This window comes from Synechocystis sp. PCC 7339, assembly GCF_019924095.1.
Taxonomy (GTDB): domain Bacteria; phylum Cyanobacteriota; class Cyanobacteriia; order Cyanobacteriales; family Microcystaceae; genus Synechocystis.
The window spans coordinates 1,895,707-1,912,086 of sequence record NZ_CP063659.1 but is presented as its reverse complement, the minus strand read 5'-3'; the positions used below and the strand labels follow the sequence as shown (position 1 = coordinate 1,912,086).

Here is a 16,380-nt window from a genome sequence, read left to right as displayed (position 1 = left end):
TTTCTTATTAGTTGTTATCAAGTATCAACCTTAAGCGATGAATTTGACCCAATTGCATATTAACTCCACTCACCTGCTCAAACAAATAGGCTAAATTGCGAGGTTGTAACTGGGTGCCATCATTACGGCAAGTCCCCATGTAATCCACCGTGACCTCTTCTGGCATCACTGTAAGGATTGTTAAATCAAGCAACTGCTCCCGCAAATTAAGAGTTACCTTTTTGCCCCTTTTGGTGGTTTTTTCCCACAATATTTCCTCTCGAGCGATAATTTCTTCCGTCCAGGCTTGCCATTGGGTTAATGTCACTGGTTCGTCAGTTATTAGTTGCACTTGGTAACGAGCTTGGTCTAATAATTGCGTCACTGCTGGGGATTTGGGATCCACTTCCACTACTTGATAAAGAGGTAAATCTTCTGGTAAAACAACGGCTAATCGTTGGCGAAATTCTTCTGGATCAAGCATTTCTGTGAAGTCAAAATCAACTATTTCTCCGCTACTGCTGGAACCTAACGGTAAGGCATTGGCAATGGAAATGCGGGGCCCTGGATGAAATCCCCCGGTGAAAGCAATGGGTAAACCAGTACGACGCATGGCGCGGTCAAACAGTCGCACTAGGTCGAGATGACTGACCAAAGCCATGGAATTTTGCTTGCCAAACCAGACCCGTAGGCGCTGCACTCGGTCAGTGTTGGGTTTAAAGTCCCCATCAAAAACTGGAATGGGGGGCACTGGAGCAATAATGTTATGGCCAAAATCCACTCCACAAACACCGCAATGGGAACAACCGTCAAAGGAACAGTCTGGGACAGTGGCGGCTTCCAACGCCTTGAAAAGATCATTTTTGAGCCAGGTTTTATCAATGCCCGTATCAAGGTGATCCCAGGGTAGGGGGGCATCATAAACGTTTTCATCGGGGGTATCGCCATGAAAAATATTCCACTCCCCATCCTCCACCAGACGATATTTCCAGGTTAAATCCGCTTCGTCGATCGCCTGGGCCCAGGCTCCATAGGCTTTGTCCAAACTTTCCCACCAGGCATCCATGCCCGCTCCCAATTCCCAAGCCCGACGCACCACTTGCCCCAAACGGCGATCGCCCCGGCCAACGAAATCTTCCATGGCAGAAATGCGGACATCAGTATAGTTAACTTTCACCCCCCGCATCCCTTTAAAGGCCTGTCGTAATAAATCCTGTTTGCGGCGAAACTCACTGGTGGAAACAGAATGCCATTGAAAAGGAGTGTGGGGTTTGGGGGTGAAATTGGAAATAGTCAGATTAAAATTTAAGGCTCGGCGTTGGGGTAAACGACATTCCTGACGTAACCATTGCACCGTTTCCACAATGCCTAACACGTCCACATCGGTTTCCCCCGGCAGGCCAATCATGAAATAAAGTTTGACCTTATCCCAACCCTGTTCCACCGCCGTTTTAATACCCCGCAGTAATTCTTCGTTGGTCAACCCCTTGTTGATTACATCCCGTAATCTTTGGGTGCCTGCTTCCGGAGCAAAAGTTAAACTCCCCTGTCTGGTACCGCCAAGAATATTGGCGATGTTTTCATCAAAGCGATCCACCCGTTGGCTGGGTAAAGTGAGGGCAATGTTTTCATTTTTGAGGCGATTTCTGATTTCCAATCCCACTGCCGGTAAAGCTAAATAATCGGAACAACTCAGGGAAAGCAAAGAAAATTCGTTATAACCCGTTTGGCGAATGCCGGTTTCAATGGCATCAATCACCGTTTCCGGTTCCACATCTCTGGCCGGACGGGTCAACATCCCCGGTTGGCAAAAGCGACAGCCCCTAGTACAACCCCGACGAATTTCCACCGTCAGGCGATCGTGAACGGTTTCAATCAGCGGCACTAAACCAATGGAATAGGCTGGTATGGGAGTGGCCACCCGGCGCATAATTCGTTTCGGTACATCGGGACGATTGGCATGGACAGAACCATCATCGGCCATGTCATAAAAACGGGGCACATAAACCCCTGGCACTTGGGCTAAATCGAGCAATAAATCTTCCTTGTTTAGTCCCTGCCGTTTGCCTTCTTCCAGCACCAAACCAATTTCTGGTAACAATTCTTCCCCATCCCCCAGAGCAATGAAATCAAAAAAATCGGCGTAGGGTTCAGGATTGGAAGTGGCGGTTTGCCCTCCCGCAAAAATCAAGGGGTAATCCCCATCTTTTCTTTTCTGCCACGTGAGGGGAATTTGGGCTAATTGCAACATTTCCAAAATATTAGTGGCCCCTAATTCGTAACTCAAACTAAATCCCAAAATGTCAAATTCTGGCAGGTAATGGCGGGATTCTAGAGCAAATAAAGGGGTATTAGTCTCCCTTAGTTTTGTTGCCAGGTCGGCGGCGGGCAGATAGGTGCGATCACACAATTGCCTGGGTTGAGCATTGATGATGTTGTAGAGCAAAATATGCCCCAGGTTGGAAGCCCCCAGTTCATAAACTTCGGGATAGGTCAACACCCAGCGCACCGTGGCACTGTCCCAATCTTTGTGCGCTCTCCCCAATTCGTTGCCTAGATACCGGGCAGGCTTATGGATCTCGGCATTAATCAAGGTTTGTACAGGCACTGGCATGGTTTTCACTTTGGCGTTGGGCAGTTATCCATTATCGCACGGAGCTTTGGGGGAATAGTCTGCTACCAGTTTTGAGAACCGAATATTATTCCGGGGTGATCGCCGTTGGAAAAACTAAAACCGGAGCTATGTGGCTGAATTTATTGTCGTTGTTGCCGTCCACAACTCTGAAGATGCTTTTGATCAATATTGCGTTTTTGAGGTTTATAACGAAGTAAATATTGATGACATTTGGACTGTAATTTAAGATCAGCCTTCAACATAGATTACCATTGCCTCCTGCATTACTTGATCCCGAAAATATCAACTTAATTTAGCCGGGGTTCTGAGATCAACAGGTCGCCTCCATAACTGAGACAACTTATCCTGCATAGTAACGATTGTGAAGCCAGGGGTTTTTCTAGGCTGAAATTAAACCAAAATATCTATATCGCTGGATTCGGTGAAATCATCTCGTAAAACCGATCCGAGCAAGGATAGTTTACGAATGTGGTTCTGTTCGCAAAATTGAGTAATCGCCGCTTCGTGTAAATTCATTGCCAGAGTCTTCATAGATTAGTACCATTAAAAGTCACAGAGGTAATAACTAGTTTCATCAAATCTTGTTACTTTTACTTGTTTTACCACCCAATTATGAACAAGAAGTTTAAGTGCTATCGGCTGGTCTAAACCATTCAAAGGCGAACAAATGAGTATTGTTTTTTCATCATACCGCATCATAATTAATTGTTCTCCACACCCTCCATTATTAAGTAGATCCTGAAGAACATTCTTTATACTGTCTCCTACCTTAACATTTGGTAAAGGATTGGCATAACAAGCAAAGACCTTTTTGGTACTTGTAAATACTTCTAAAATGGTAAAAAGGAAACTCAAAGTAATCAAACAAGTAATAGGAACTATTCTTCTCATTTCTGAAATCAGAACACTTTTTGGGTCTAAATTACTACAGCTCTCAAACCAACTACTGGGACGGCAAGATTGTTAAAGAACTCTGAAGAATTTAGCTAGAGCTTGACCCCGGTCTGGAGAATTGCTTTACCCTGTAGGGAATTGTATTTTTTGTTGTTTTCCGAGAGATAGAGGTTTGCTGTGAAAATTCCCGGTAGTGTCATAACCCTTCTCATCGGCGTTGTGATCACAGTTGTTAGTTTGTGGTACGGACAGAATAATGGTCTGATGCCCGTTGCCGCCTCCGCTGACGCGGAAGAAGTGGATGGCATTTTTAATTACATGATGACCATTGCCACGGGATTATTCCTTTTGGTGGAAGGTGTTTTGGTTTACTGCCTGATTCGCTTTCGCCGTCGCAAGGGCGACCAAACCGATGGCCCTCCCATAGAAGGTAATGTGCCCCTGGAAATTCTCTGGACTGCCATTCCTACGGTAATTGTTTTTACCTTGGCAGTGTATAGCTTTGAGGTGTACAACAACCTGGGCGGTTTGGATCCAACCATTTCTAGGGATAATGCCGGTCAGCAGATGGCCCATAACCACATGGGACATATGGGGAGCATGGGTAATATGGTGGCTATGGCTGGGGACGGAGATGTTGCCCTGGGCATTGGTTTAGATAGCGAAGAACAAGGAGTCAACCCCCTGATGGTAGATGTGAAAGGAATTCAGTATGCGTGGATTTTCACCTATCCCGAAACGGGGATTATTTCCGGGGAACTGCACGCCCCCATCGATCGCCCGGTGCAATTGAATATGGAAGCGGGGGATGTGATCCATGCCTTTTGGATTCCCCAATTACGGTTAAAGCAGGATGTGATTCCGGGGCGGGGCAGTACCTTGGTGTTTAATGCCAGCACCCCTGGGCAGTATCCGGTTATCTGTGCTGAGTTGTGTGGTGCTTACCATGGGGGCATGAAATCGGTCTTTTATGCCCATACCCCCGAAGAGTATGACGATTGGGTAGCGGCCAATGCTCCGGCTCCGACGGAATCCATGGCAATGACATTACCCAAAGCCACCACCGCCATGACTCCCAAAGAATATTTGGCCCCTTATGTGAAGGAAATGGGAGTGGAAACCAAGGCATTGGCCCAGTTGAAGGATCAAGTCACCCCGGTCGAAGATCTGCTTTGATTTGGCTGGAGTAATAACCTTTGGTAGGACTGGTCGGTTTTGCCCTAAAACTCTGTAAATTTTGACAAATCTGGTAGAAAATTTTTTATGACTATTGCCGCTGACAATCTAACGGCTAATCATCCCCGCCGCAAATGGACGGATTACTTTACCTTTTGCGTCGATCACAAGGTGATTGGCATTCAATACCTAGTTACATCTTTTCTCTTCTTTTTCATTGGTGGTTCCTTTGCGGAAGCCATGCGGACGGAATTGGCCACTCCCTCCCCGGACTTTGTCCAGCCGGAAATGTATAACCAACTGATGACCCTCCACGGCACGATTATGATCTTTCTCTGGATTGTGCCGGCCGGGGCTGCCTTTGCCAACTATCTCATTCCCCTAATGGTGGGCACAGAGGATATGGCGTTTCCTCGCTTAAATGCCGTGGCTTTTTGGCTCACTCCGCCGGGGGGCATTCTGCTCATCTCCAGCTTTTTTGTCGGGGCACCCCAGGCCGGTTGGACTTCCTATCCACCCTTAAGTTTGCTCAGTGGTAAATGGGGAGAAGAATTTTGGATTTTGAGTTTACTCTTGGTGGGTACCTCCTCGATTCTGGGGGCAATTAATTTTGTCACCACCATCTTGAAAATGCGTATCAAGGACATGGATTTGCACAGTATGCCCCTGTTTTGCTGGGCAATGCTGGCTACTTCTTCCTTAATTTTGCTTTCTACCCCGGTGTTGGCATCGGCGTTGATTCTGCTCTCCTTTGACCTCATTGCCGGCACTAGTTTCTTTAACCCAGTGGGGGGGGGAGACCCCGTGGTTTACCAGCACTTATTCTGGTTTTACTCCCATCCGGCAGTGTACATTATGATCTTGCCCTTTTTTGGCGTCATCTCTGAAGTCATCCCTGTCCATGCCCGCAAACCCATCTTTGGCTACCGGGCGATCGCCTATTCGAGTTTGGCCATCAGCTTTTTGGGCTTGATTGTCTGGGCCCACCACATGTTTACCAGTGGCACCCCCGGTTGGTTGCGGATGTTTTTCATGGCCACCACTATGTTGATTGCTGTTCCCACGGGGATCAAAATTTTCAGTTGGTGCGGCACCCTTTGGGGAGGAAAAATCCAACTCAATTCCGCCATGCTGTTTGCCTTTGGCTTCCTGTCCAGCTTCATGATTGGCGGCCTAACCGGAGTAATGGTGGCATCCGTTCCCTTCGATATCCACGTCCACGACACCTATTTTGTGGTGGGACATTTCCATTACGTCCTCTTTGGAGGCAGTGCCTTTGCCTTATTTTCCGGGGTTTATCACTGGTTTCCGAAAATGACTGGCCGCATGGTCAATGAACCCCTGGGGCGTCTCCACTTTGTCCTCACTTTTATCGGCATGAATTTAACCTTTATGCCCATGCATGAGCTGGGTCTAATGGGAATGAATCGCCGCATTGCCCTCTACGATGTTGAATTTCAGCCGCTAAACGTGTTGAGCACCATAGGGGCCTACGTTTTAGCCGCTTCCACCATTCCCTTTGTTATCAACGTCTTTTGGAGTCTGTTTAAAGGAGAAAAAGCGGCCCGTAATCCTTGGCGAGCCCTAACTCTAGAATGGCAAACTGCCTCCCCCCCCATTATCGAAAACTTTGAAGAAGAACCGGTGCTCTGGTGTGGTCCCTACGATTTTGGTATTGACACGGAGTTAGTGGACGAGGAAGAAACAGTCCAAACCCTAATTGCCGATGCGGCAGGCAGTTAGCTTCCTTCACCTCCTTTGCCTAGGGGGATATTTAGTTCAATAATTTCCCCCCATGGGCTCGTCAGCCAGAAGTTTTCTGCAAAATCCTAGAAATTCAGCAACGATAATTGTCAGTCCTATGCAAACCACCGCCCTTAGCTCCGATTTAAACAGCGCCTATACCTCAGGGGAAGCCCATACCCACCATGGCCATCCCGATCTGCGGATGTTTGGAATGGTTCTTTTCCTCGTGGCAGAAAGTGCCATTTTTTTGGGCTTGTTCACCGCCTATTTGATTTACCGCAGTGTGATGCCTGCCTGGCCGCCAGAGGGTACGCCGGAGTTGGAATTACTTTTGCCTGGGATCAATAGTATTATTCTGATTTCCAGTAGTTTTGTTATGCACAAAGGTCAAGCGGCCATTCGCAATAATGACAATGTAGGTTTACAAAAGTGGTTTGGCCTCACCGCCATTATGGGCATTATCTTTTTAGCCGGCCAGATGTATGAATATTTCCATCTGGAAATGGGACTAACTACCAATCTATTTGCCAGTTGCTTTTATGTACTCACCGGCTTCCACGGCCTCCACGTTACCTTTGGATTGTTACTAATTCTTTCTGTGCTTTGGCGATCACGCCAGCCGGGGCATTATTCCAGCAAATCCCATTTTGGGGTGGAAGCGGCGGAGTTGTATTGGCATTTCGTCGATGTAGTTTGGATTGTTTTGTTTATCTTGGTTTACTTGCTCTGATGTAAAGACCGTAGGAGCTAAAGCAAAACGACTCTGGTGATAGGTTAATTTCGTGGCATGATGGAGAATCAGGCTGGCACTCCCCAGGTTCGCCATCACCTGAAGTCAAATAACCAAGGAAATTCTTGACCACTACCATGAGTTTACTGGAAATCACCGACGCTGAATTTGAGCAGGAAACCCAAGGGCAAACTAAGCCAGTGTTGGTTTATTTTTGGGCTTCCTGGTGTGGGCCCTGTCGGTTGATGGCCCCCGCTATCCAGGCGATCGCCAAGGATTATGGCGATAAGCTCAAAGTGCTCAAGTTGGAAGTGGATCCCAACCCCACTGCCGTGGCCCAGTGCAAAGTAGAAGGGGTCCCTGCCCTGCGTTTGTTTAAAAAGAATGAACTAGTGATGGCCCATGAAGGGGCGATCACCAAACCCAAATTGCTCGAATTGTTGAAACAGGAATTGGATTTTGTTTAGGACGGTGCTGATTGCCCAAAGCACCCCTAACTGACCAGAGCTATTTGTCAATAATTTTCCCTCTCCAACCATGGCCGCTCCGATTAAGCCTTTCTACTTCGACATCAGCGACGACGAAATTGAATTTTTTTTGGACGGGGCCAGGCAAATCCTCAAATCCGGCAGCCTAATTCTGGGCAACCATACCCGGGAATTTGAAACTGCCTTTGCAGAGTTTGTCGGTACAAAACACGCCATTTCAGTTAATAGCGGCACTTCGGGATTGGAAATTCTTCTGCGATTGAAACAGGCGAAAAATACCACTGTACTTGTGCCCACTAACACAAATTTTGCCACCGTTGCTTCTGTGTTGCGGGTGAACAGTGACGTGCAGTATTTGGACATGGATCCCAAAACCTTTGCTCCCTCCCTGGCCATGGTCAAAGAAGCGGTGGAAGGCAACAGTTACCCCAAACCCTTGTCCGGTGTCTTTTGGGTGCATATCGGCGGCGTAATTTCCCCCGAATTCCCCGCAGTGATGGACTACTGCCATAGTCAGGGACTCCATGTTTGGGAAGATACGGCCCACGCCCACGGTAGTCAACTCCAGGGCAAACAGGCGGGCAACTTAGCTGATGGGGCCTCTTTTTCTTTTTTTCCTACTAAAGTAATGACCACCTTTGAAGGCGGCATGGTCACCCTCAACGACGACGAGGAAGATACCATTGCCCGTTCATTGCGGAATCAGGGAAAACGGGGCATGAATTTTGGCGGTCTGCATACGGATTTTGGCAATAGCACCCGCATGACGGAAATCCATGCTCTGCTGGGACAAATTCATCTGGCTAAACTGGAGAGAATGTTGGCCACTAGGCAAAGGGCCTACGAACTAATCACAGCCCCCCTCAGGGAAGCGGGCGTTGAATTTGTTTCCACCGACCACATGGAGCGGGCTAGTCAGTACAAATTAATAGTATTGTTACCAGAAGGTAAAACCCCAGCCCAAATGAAAGACGCTCTGGCGGCAGAAGAGATTTATTTAGGGGGTACGGTGTACGAAATTCCCTGTCATTTGCAGCCGGTATTCAAAGATGTGTGTCCCGGCAAATCTTTTCCCAATGCGGAAACTTGGTGTCCCCGTCACATTTGTCCTCCTTTAACCTCCGGTACTACTGCAGAGGAAGCGGCCAGGGTGGGGGAAGCATTGGTGCGCCATTTAAAGTCCTAAATTTCTTGCTCAGGAACATTGTGGCCTAATTTTAGCTGGCGATCGCCTCTGCCTCTTCCGTGTGATTGCCCCTTAATAAACTGGAAATTTCATCGCTATATTTAAAAAACTCTGGTTCCCGCTTGATTTTATAAGTGCGATTTTTGGGAGTTTCTTCATCCCCCGGCAGGTTGATGGTCAGTTCCCGTTGAATGGTGCCCGGACGGGAGCTCAACACATAGACCCGTTGGGCCAGAAATACAGCCTCTTCAACGTCGTGGGTAATCATCAGAATGCTACATTGCAGTCTTTGCCAAATGTCGATTAGATATTCATGCATCCTTTCCTTGGTTTGAATATCCAACGCCCCAAAGGGTTCGTCCATTAACAAGACCTTCGGATGGCAGGCTAAAGACCGGGCGATCGCCACCCGTTGCTTCATGCCCCCTGACAATTCCCTGGGATAGGCCTGGGCAAAATTAACCAAACCCACCACATCTAAATAATAGCTAGCAGTGTCAAACCTTTCCTTTTGGGAACAGCCTTGGAGTTTCAGTCCAAACTCAACATTTTCCTGCACTGTCATCCAAGGAAAAAGACTGTAGTGTTGAAAAACCATGCCCCGGTCAGCCCCTGGCCCCGTTACTTTTTGTCCATCCACATTGATGGTGCCGGAAGTGGGAGTATCTAAACCAGCAATTAACCTCAAAAGAGTCGACTTGCCGGAACCAGAAGCCCCCACTGCACAAACAAATTCCCCGGTTTCAATGTGCATATTGATATTTTTTAGGGCCACCACTGAACCCCGTTTGCCGACAAAAATCCGATTCAAGTCAGTTATTTCTAGATGCATAATTTTTACCAGTTACAATTAATTTGATGATTGGGCAATGATCATAAAAATGCTAAATCACTGTTCCAAAGACCATTTACAGGTGAGTCTGAGGATGAGGCGAAATGATAAATCCAAAGCAAAGCCAATTAAGCCCAGAACTATTAAGCAGGCAAAAATTTCATCAGTTTTCAAAAATTTCTGAGCTAGCAAAATACGTTTCCCTAAACCGTTATCCGCCGCCACCAATTCCGCCACCACCACCAAGTTCCAAGCCGCCGCCATATTGATCCGGAATGCGTCAAGAATATTAGGGATAATGTAGGGGGTAATAACCTTAAATAAAACTTGTTTCCGTAATCCCCCCAGGGTATAGGTAACTTCAATTAACTCCTTGGGGATAAACTTGACCGCATCCATAATCATCAGGGTATTAAAAAATATTGTCCCAATGAAAATCAAGGCAATTTTTGAAGCTTCATCAATGCCGAGATAAATAATTAACAGCGGAATAAAAGCTGGGGCTGGCATATAACGCACCACGCCAATAATTGGCTCCGTTAAACTGCGTATGCTAGGAAATGTGCCCATTAAAATCCCTAAGGGAATAGCCACCAATCCCCCTAAAAAAAATCCCCCTACCACTCGACCAAAGCTAGTCAGGGAATCTTGGATTAAAAATCCATCATTAAACAATTCTATTAAGGCTTGAACTACTGACTGGGGGGAAGGGAGAAAAACATCACTCACAGTAGGTAAAGATGAAAGCAAGGCCCACAATACCAAGGGAATGATGATCGATAAGGACATTAAGGACCATTTGAGCGATTCCGGTATTTCTCCACCAATGCGCCAAAAAACGGTGGGTTGTAGAGATTTTTTAGGGGAATAATTTGGTAACTTATCTTGGGCAATAGTCATAATATTAGGGAAGTTGATTGGTTAACAGAGTGAACAAATTGTCACAAAAAAAATCAAAATCCCTCCGATTACTCATTAAAGAAGGCAACTTAAGCCTAAGCTTGACCAGCTAATGTTTTAACAAACTGGGAGTCAAGGATTTTATTTAAGTCAGGAGACTGTTTAATAAAGCCGACTTTAATCATGAAATCTGCCATTTTTTGGGCGGCAAAAGGCATGTGGACCATGCTATCTCCGGGACTAAAAGCTTCTAAGTTTTCCTCCAGAGTCAAAAAGCGGGTGCCATCTTTAAATAGTTGCAGTTCCTCTTGGCTTACCCCTGCCCGTTTGGCCATAATTTCATCGGATTTTTCAGGATTTTCTTCCATGAACTTACGAATATCAAACCAAGTGTTGACTAAAGCTTGAACCTGCTCTGGCTTTTCTTGAATTAATTTTTCCGTCACTACTAAAAGGTCGGGAATGGCTCCGGGAAATTCAGCGGAAGTAACTAATTCTTTGGAACCTTCTCGTTTGAGAGCCGTTAACCAAAAGGGAGGAAATGCCCCCACTGCGTCCACCTGTCCCGCCGCAAAGGCCGCCGCCGCCGCCCCAGTTTCTAGGGGTTTGATCACGACGTCGTCCCTGGTCATGCCTTCCCGTTCCAGGGCTAAACTAAGCAAAAAATCATCCACTACCCCTTCTTCGATCGCCACGGTTTTGCCTTTGAGATCCTGAACAGTATTAATATCGGCGGTGACAATAATCTTGTCGTTGCCAGCGGAGTTGTCGTTAACCAGTACGGCTACTTCTCCGTTGACCGCTTCCCCGGCAAAGGAAATGGTGTCGTTCAGGGTTTGACTATTGCCGTCCAATTGTCCCGCCGCCAGGGCCTGCATGGATTCCAGATAACCATCAAACCATTTCATTTCTACGTTGACCCCATTTTTGGCAAATAGGCCTTCTTCTTCGGCGATCGCCCAGGGCCACCAACCAGCCCAGTTGCTGTAACCAATAACGATGGGAGGCCCTTCGGGGGTGGGGGTAGGGGATTGGGATTGCTCTGGAGTTTGGGCACAACTAACGGTCAAAAGTATCGTACTACAAAAAATTAAAATTAAAGAAATTAAACTACGTCTCGGCATCAGAAGTTCCTCCACTAATAACTGTTACTATATAGAGCTAAAAAGCAAAATTTTACTGTGTTGATTTTGACCTTTTAAATTAGGATTTAAACATTAGCGATGGCAGGGACTTTGATTTGCTGTTTAACCCAACTAAACCAAGTAGCTAAACCTTCTCCGGTTTTAGCGGACACAGGAATGATGGTTACATGGGGATTCATAGAACGGACATTGGCGGCTAATTTTTCTAAATCAATGTCTAAATGGGGCATTAGATCAATTTTGGTAATTAACAAACAATCTGCTTCCTGAAACATGATGGGATATTTCAGGGGTTTATCCTCTCCCTCCGTGATGCTCAACAGAGCAACTTTGGCATGTTCCCCCACTTCAAATTCCGCTGGGCATACCAAATTTCCGACATTTTCGACCAGCACTAAATCAAATTCCTGGGGATTATAATCCTCTTTAAAACGATGGATCCCCCCCGCCACCATTTTGGAGTCTAAATGACAGGAACGGCCGGTGTTAATGGCAATTACAGGACTACCATGTTGCCGCAGACGATCGGCATCTAATTCGGTGGTCATATCCCCTTCAATTACGGCCATTTTTAACTCACCTTGGAGGGCCGCCAGGGTTTTTTCTAACAGGACGGTTTTGCCTGCTCCTGGGCTACTCATTAGGTTTAGACAAGTAATTCCCCAGTCATCGAAGTGTGCTCTATTATGGTCTGCCCCAGCCTGGTTGGCATGGAGCAAATTCAGACCGATCGCCGTGTCAATGGATTGGTGCATAGTTTTTTGGCGGTAAAAGTGGACAAGTTAATAAAAAAATTTGGTCTCGGTGGGTTAGGATTTAAACCGGAGTGCATTGATGATGTTCAATGCGGTCAATTTTTAGCTCTCGCCCAGAGCGAATATCCTCCATAGGCGATCGACAGGTTGGGCAAGAATATTGCGAACCAATTTCGGGGCGATATTCCGCTTGACAGGGGTGGCAATAGGCAACTAAAGGCACATCTTTGATCGCTAATTCCACTCCCTCCAAAAAGGTTTGCTTGGTCTGCACTTCAAAAGCAAATTGCAAACTCATTGGTTCCACGCAGGTGAACTGACCCACAAGAAGGTGGATCTTGGTAATTTTGGGTTTTACAGTTTGTTGATCAAACCAATCCTGAACGGTCATAATCAGGGCTTTGGTCATGTCTGTTTCATGCATTTTTGCCTCTCCCAAAGGCGATCGCCGATTATTTTGGAGCCATAAATTTGGCAATGACTAGTCAAGTTAAACTTATTATTGCCAAGGCTGATCAACTTCCATGTTGGCTTCCGCATGGATATAGGCAGGTTTTTCTTTACGGGGTAGTTGTTCTGAGACTACGAGGTGGGCCATGGTGTCGCAAATTACCCTGGTGGCCATCAAGGAAGTCATATCGCTGATGTCGTAGGGAGGGGAAACTTCCACCACTTCCATACCACAAACATTAGTTTCGCGAATAATACGTTTCAATAAGTACAAAGCCTCCCTGGGCAATAAACCGCCGGGTTCTGGCCAGCCGGTACCGGGGACAAAGCCCGCATCAATGCAGTCAATATCAAAACTAATCCAGACACAATCAGTGCCATCGGTGGCCCGGGCAATGGCGAAGTCCGCCGCCGCATCTAAGCCCATTTCGGTAATATCGGTGACGGTCAAGATATTGGTGGCCCTTTCCCGACAAACTTTCACTCCCTGCCGGGGTACTTGCCAGCCGCCAATGCCCAATTGGACTAAATTCTTGGCTGGGGCGTTGGCCATGTTGGTGGCATGGAACCAGGGACAGGTATGCATCCGTTCGTCTAAATCCGTTTCCTGGGTATCCACATGGCGATCGAAATGGATGATGCCAACTTTTTTATCCCCCAGGTGGCGGCAGATGCCCCGCACGGTGGGAAAACCAATGGAATGGTCACCGCCCAGAATAATCGGAAAGGCCCCAGAGCTGAAAATGTGGGCAATACCTTTGGAAATTTGGTCAAAGGATTTTTCGTTGTTGGCGGGAATGGTGAAAATGTCCCCCACGTCACAGAGGCTAATTTGCTCCCGTAAATCCACCCCCATTTCAAAGTTGTAAGGGGTATAAAGGGCCGAAATACGACGAATGCCCTGGGGACCAAAGCGGGTACCCGGTCGATAGGTGGTCCCGGAATCATGGGGCACTCCGACGATCGCCACGTCGTAATTGCCGACGTTACGGACATCCTCCACATAGGGAGCTTTCATGAAGGTGTTAATGCCCGCATAGTGGGGCAGTTCCCCCCGGGAAAAGGTGGGAATGGAGCGGTCTTTAATGCTGGCGGCGGCTTCTAAACCATAGGTCAGCCCTTGATCAACTTCCTGTTGCCAACCGGTTAGGGGTAACCGAGTTTCCTTCAATAGGGCTTCTTCGGCCTCAGAAGGGGGAGGGAATGGGGTGGCATCGCTCATAAGTAGTTACTCAGCTATAAAACAAAATTTGCCCAGGAGTTATTAATGACACCCAAGCACTGGTCATTAAAGTCTCCCGGGCTTTTGTCCCGCCGTGTAGCTAGTGGCAAAAATTTTTACAAAACCTAGCCTGTTTCTCTCGGACCAGCCATTCCCCACATCCGGGAATCGGAACCCTAGAAACAATATCCCCTACCCTAGCTAGGGATGATCAACTTGACTGTGTTCTTTGCTACTTTTTGTTGGCGATCGCCAAACCGCAGTGTAAAGTTTTACATCAGCTTTTGCCCCATGGCCAGGGATTGGTCATAACTTTGCGATAACCTGAATAGGGAGAAAAATCAGAAGTCTAACACCGGCGGTGTGGTTGCCAATTAACCTAACTACCCAGCAACACGAACTCAATCAAAATTGCCTAGCCAATGCAAGAAGCTGCCATCCCATCCAATGAACAGCAGCGCTTAGCCCATCTACAGAATCTCAACATTCTTGATACGCCAAGCGATGAGAAGTTTGAGCGCATTACTCGGCTATTGTGTCGGGTATTGGATATGCCAGTGGCCGCCATTTCTTTGATCGATGAAAATCGCCAATGGTTTAAATCCATTCGAGGCTCGGACCTAACCGAAACTCCCCGCGTTATTTCCTTTTGTGCCCACACAATTTTGGAGGATCGCACCCTAATTATCCCCGATGCCCTATCCGACCCCCGTTTTGCCGATAATCCCCTGGTGATAGATCCGCCCCACATCCGATTTTATGCTGGTCATCCCCTAAAAATGCTGGATAACATTCATGTGGGCACCCTCTGTGTCTATGACACAAAGCCGAGGGAAATGTCCGACGACGATATTCAGTTTTTAGAAGACCTGTCAGTTACCGTAGCCAATGAGCTAAAGGCCTACATGCTTAAGAGCTTCTTTACGGTTTAGTAGGGTACAAATTCAGTCATAGCAAAAAAGTTAGGAACTGTAGGGATGGAAGCTAAATTACCGCAAAATGAGGAGCAACGCCTGACCGTTTTAAGGCAACTCAACATTCTGGATACTCCAATCGAAGAGAGATTTGAGCGCATTACCCGTATGGTCTGCCGGTCTCTCAAAGTACCCATCGCCGCTGTATCGATGGTTGATGAATCACGCCAGTGGTTTAAATCCATTCAAGGACTAAGCGCTGCCGAAACTCCCCGGGAAATTGCCTTTTGCGCCCACGCCATTCTGAAGGATGAATTGCTCTTGGTCAAAGATGCCACCCAGGATGAACGTTTTGCCGATAATCCTTTGGTAACCAATGAGCCTTTCATCCGATTTTATGCTGGTTATCCCCTTAACTTGGGTCAAGACTTCCATGTGGGAACCCTCTGTGCCATTGATCGGGTGCCCCGAGATCTGTCGGTGGAAGAGCAAGAAATCCTCTACGACCTTTCCAAAATGGTGGAGTCCGAACTAGCGGCGATCGCCCTGTCCGAGGCTCAAATGCAGTTAATTCAAGAATTGGACGAACTTGAAAGGGTGGCCATGCTCGATAGCCTGACCAGACTATGGAATCGCTTGGGTATCGAAACCCTACTACAACGGGAGTGGGACTACGCCACCCGCAAAAATTCCCCCATTGCCATTGTCATGATTGATTTTGACAACTTCAAACAGATCAATGATCAATACGGTCATCTAGTGGGCGATGAGGTTCTACAGGGTAGTTCACGTTTAATCATTTCCGCACTGCGTTCCTATGATGCTTTGGGAAGATGGGGAGGAGATGAATTTATGCTTATCCTGCCTGGTTCCAGCCGAGAACAAACCGCCCTACTCCTAGAAAGAATTCAAGCCACCATTGCCCAAAATCCAGTGCCCACGACCGCAGGGCCAATGACAATCAGTTTGAGTATGGGGGGAGTGGGAGTCAGTGTGTTTGCCAAGCAGGGTGAAGCAGTCAAGTATTGGGTGGAACAGGCAGATAATCAGTTGATGAAGATTAAGCGCCTTGGCAAGGGCAATTTTCGGTTGGCAGAATAATAAATTATAACTAATTTGATTATATTCCCAGAGTCTTTCAATGGAATTTAATTCAGGAAAATAAGAGGGATGAAAAATAGTAATAATATTTTCAGACCATTCAATATTCCGATCAATATGATAAGTCAGTTAGTATTTGTATTACAGGTTTTAGGTTTGTTAAAAGTCTCTATTTCTTCTGAATTTTGCTTATAATGGCGAGAACAACGGCCTTTTAATTTTGCCTG

At 46.9% G+C, this 16,380-nt stretch carries 16 protein-coding genes and 1 riboswitch; of the genes, 7 read left to right on the top strand and 9 right to left on the bottom strand.

Annotated features, from left to right (window positions below; genetic code table 11):
* Positions 1–7: 7 nt before the first annotated feature.
* The 3 genes from IQE94_RS09030 to IQE94_RS09020 form a co-directional block, all read right to left on the bottom strand.
* A complete protein-coding gene (locus IQE94_RS09030; protein WP_223341779.1) occupies positions 8–2,593 on the bottom strand; it encodes a TIGR03960 family B12-binding radical SAM protein in 2,586 nt (861 codons plus the stop codon).
* A 411-nt stretch (positions 2,594–3,004) separates the two neighbouring features.
* Entirely contained in the window at positions 3,005–3,130 is a 126-nt protein-coding gene (locus IQE94_RS18865; protein WP_223343213.1) for a nucleotidyltransferase domain-containing protein, read from the bottom strand.
* A gap of 27 nt (positions 3,131–3,157) precedes the next feature.
* Entirely contained in the window at positions 3,158–3,478 is a 321-nt protein-coding gene (locus IQE94_RS09020; protein WP_223341778.1) for a hypothetical protein, read from the bottom strand.
* Between the two features lie 207 nt (positions 3,479–3,685).
* On the opposite strand from IQE94_RS09020, the gene IQE94_RS09015 reads away from it, so the two are divergent.
* The 5 genes from IQE94_RS09015 to IQE94_RS08995 all read left to right on the top strand — a co-directional run bounded on the left by IQE94_RS09015 (position 3,686) and on the right by IQE94_RS08995 (position 8,834).
* Positions 3,686–4,684 (top strand): cytochrome c oxidase subunit II, encoded by a 999-nt coding sequence (locus tag IQE94_RS09015; RefSeq protein ID WP_223341777.1) that lies wholly within the window; start codon positions 3,686–3,688, stop codon positions 4,682–4,684.
* 87 nt (positions 4,685–4,771) lie between these two features.
* Entirely contained in the window at positions 4,772–6,427 is a 1,656-nt protein-coding gene (gene ctaD, locus IQE94_RS09010) for a cytochrome c oxidase subunit I (protein WP_223341776.1), read from the top strand.
* Positions 6,428–6,479: 52 nt separating this feature from the next.
* Entirely contained in the window at positions 6,480–7,160 is a 681-nt protein-coding gene (gene ctaE, locus IQE94_RS09005) for a cytochrome c oxidase subunit CtaE (RefSeq protein WP_223341775.1), read from the top strand.
* Between the two features lie 137 nt (positions 7,161–7,297).
* Entirely contained in the window at positions 7,298–7,627 is a 330-nt protein-coding gene (locus tag IQE94_RS09000) for a co-chaperone YbbN (protein ID WP_212717583.1), read from the top strand.
* Positions 7,628–7,697: 70 nt separating this feature from the next.
* Entirely contained in the window at positions 7,698–8,834 is a 1,137-nt protein-coding gene (locus tag IQE94_RS08995) for a DegT/DnrJ/EryC1/StrS family aminotransferase (RefSeq protein WP_212717585.1), read from the top strand.
* A 31-nt stretch (positions 8,835–8,865) separates the two neighbouring features.
* On the opposite strand, the gene IQE94_RS08990 is transcribed toward IQE94_RS08995, so the two are convergent.
* The 6 genes from IQE94_RS08990 to speB form a co-directional block, all read right to left on the bottom strand.
* A complete protein-coding gene (locus tag IQE94_RS08990) occupies positions 8,866–9,666 on the bottom strand; it encodes an ABC transporter ATP-binding protein (protein WP_212717587.1) in 801 nt (266 codons plus the stop codon).
* Positions 9,667–9,723: 57 nt separating this feature from the next.
* A complete protein-coding gene (locus IQE94_RS08985; RefSeq protein WP_194019093.1) occupies positions 9,724–10,566 on the bottom strand; it encodes an ABC transporter permease in 843 nt (280 codons plus the stop codon).
* A 95-nt stretch (positions 10,567–10,661) separates the two neighbouring features.
* Entirely contained in the window at positions 10,662–11,690 is a 1,029-nt protein-coding gene (locus IQE94_RS08980; RefSeq protein WP_223341774.1) for an aliphatic sulfonate ABC transporter substrate-binding protein, read from the bottom strand.
* 86 nt (positions 11,691–11,776) lie between these two features.
* A complete protein-coding gene (hypB, locus tag IQE94_RS08975) occupies positions 11,777–12,466 on the bottom strand; it encodes a hydrogenase nickel incorporation protein HypB (RefSeq protein ID WP_223341773.1) in 690 nt (229 codons plus the stop codon).
* A gap of 61 nt (positions 12,467–12,527) precedes the next feature.
* Complete coding sequence (gene hypA, locus IQE94_RS08970) at positions 12,528–12,890, bottom strand: hydrogenase maturation nickel metallochaperone HypA (RefSeq protein WP_223343212.1); 363 nt, start codon at positions 12,888–12,890, stop codon at positions 12,528–12,530.
* Positions 12,891–12,965: 75 nt separating this feature from the next.
* Complete coding sequence (speB, locus tag IQE94_RS08965; protein WP_223341772.1) at positions 12,966–14,138, bottom strand: agmatinase; 1,173 nt, start codon at positions 14,136–14,138, stop codon at positions 12,966–12,968.
* Positions 14,139–14,209: 71 nt separating this feature from the next.
* Positions 14,210–14,329, bottom strand: a riboswitch (guanidine-I (ykkC/yxkD leader).
* A 231-nt stretch (positions 14,330–14,560) separates the two neighbouring features.
* Here speB and IQE94_RS08960 point away from each other — a divergent pair.
* Together IQE94_RS08960 and IQE94_RS08955 are read left to right on the top strand one after the other, a co-directional pair.
* Positions 14,561–15,070, top strand: a complete 510-nt coding sequence (locus IQE94_RS08960; RefSeq protein WP_212717595.1) for a GAF domain-containing protein — start codon at positions 14,561–14,563, stop codon at positions 15,068–15,070.
* Between the two features lie 45 nt (positions 15,071–15,115).
* Positions 15,116–16,153, top strand: coding sequence for a diguanylate cyclase (locus tag IQE94_RS08955; protein WP_223341771.1), 1,038 nt, complete (start codon positions 15,116–15,118; stop codon positions 16,151–16,153).
* Positions 16,154–16,380 lie beyond the last annotated feature (227 nt).